Annotated in this window: 1 protein-coding gene; it reads left to right on the top strand. The window is 50.6% G+C overall.

What is annotated here, in order from left to right; all coding sequences use genetic code 11:
- The first annotated feature begins 87 nt into the window (after positions 1-87).
- Positions 88-1332 carry an ISL3 family transposase gene (locus CX664_RS15715; protein ID WP_101747661.1) on the top strand — a complete coding sequence of 415 codons (1245 nt, stop codon included), beginning with the start codon at positions 88-90 and terminating at the stop codon, positions 1330-1332.
- Positions 1333-1517 lie beyond the last annotated feature (185 nt).

Raw genomic sequence — 1517 nt, forward strand, 5'->3', positions numbered from 1 at the left:
GGCTCCTCGTCCTTTAGTGTGGATTTCCTTATGAAATATCTGAGAGAATTCGGGCTCTTTTTACCTCATCAGAAGTAGTATCCAGCCATGGATGGAAATCAGGTTTTTATACTCGGCCTCGGCTTACAATTTCCCTGGAAACTGGTTAGCCAGCATCTGGATACTTCAACCAAACCCAGTGTGCTCACACTTAATGTAGCTGCTGATCGTGGTAGTCTCTACCCTTGTCCCTGCTGTGGCAAAGCCTGTCCTGCACATGATTTCAAATCACTGACTTGGCGGCACCTGAACTTTTTCCAGCATCATTGCCTCATCACTGCGCAAGTGCCCCGAACCAACTGTGAAGAACATGGCGTCCGTCGTATCAATGTTCCCTGGGCCCGAGCAGGCAGCAAGTTCACACTTCTGTTTGAGCAGGCGCTGTTAATGTTGTCTCGGGAAATGCCGGTAAAGGCTTGCGCCGAATTCATTGGCGTCACCGATAAACGCATCTGGCGGGTTATCAAACATTACGTCAGCAGAGCTCTGCTGGAGATGAGTCTGTCCGAACTGAAAGCCATCGGTCTTGATGAGACTGCCTCAAAACGAGGCCACAACTATGTGACGGTCTTCATCGATATGGATCGTACCGATAAGCCGGTACTGTTTGCCACGCCGGGCAAAGGCAAGCAAACGGTCAAGGATTTCAAGGCCTTCCTCGAGGACCATCAGGGCAAGGCAGAGAATATTCTTGAGGTGGTTTGTGACATGTCCAAAGCATTCTTGGCGGCCACCAAAGTGGAACTTCCCCATGCCAACGTGACTATTGACTGGTTTCATGTTGTGCAACTGTTTACCACGGCATTAGACGACGTTCGCAAGGCAGAGCGTAAGTTACAACACCAGCCGAAAGAGCTTCGCTGGGCAATTCTGAAGAATGCCGATGGCCCGTTGACTGAAAAACAGGTTGAAGCCCTTGCCGAACTGGAAACCAGTGATTTACATACGGGAACGGCCTGGCATATCAAGGAAAAACTGCGTTGGATCCGTAAGGCTGAAACGATCAGGGCAGCTCGCTGGCGTCTTAGCCACTTTATCAATTACGCCCGGAAACGGCTGGGTGAGATTGAGATACTGGAGCCCGTGCGCAAAGCACTGGAAACGGTGGAACGACATGCCGACAAGATTCTGCAGCGCTGGTATTCAACCTATACCAATGCCCGTATGGAAGGGTTGAACAGCTTGTTCCAAGCGGCCAGAGCAAGGGCTAAAGGTTACCGGAACACAGGCACGTTCATAACGATGATTTACCTGATCGCCAGCCCTGTGGCAGACATCCTGAAATCCATATGAAACGGCGAAGAGCCAAATAATCTGGAGCGTCCACCTAGAAAAAGGAGGCTCAAAGGCGCTCCAGGTGGGTGCTCTCTCAGAATAATCAAAACGCTGATACTGGTTCGTTTGCTCTATGCACTGCCATAAAGCGCTCCCAGAATTGCTCCCATCGTTCCTTGGTTTGACTGAGAGCCCTGATTCCT

The organism is Endozoicomonas acroporae (assembly GCF_002864045.1).
Taxonomy (GTDB): Bacteria; Pseudomonadota; Gammaproteobacteria; order Pseudomonadales; family Endozoicomonadaceae; genus Endozoicomonas; species Endozoicomonas acroporae.

What these genes read in the sequence shown, in the direction of transcription:
- CX664_RS15715 (WP_101747661.1), top strand. Translation starts at nt 88, where the DNA reads ATGGATGGAAATCAGGTTTTTATACTCGGCCTCGGCTTACAATTTCCC.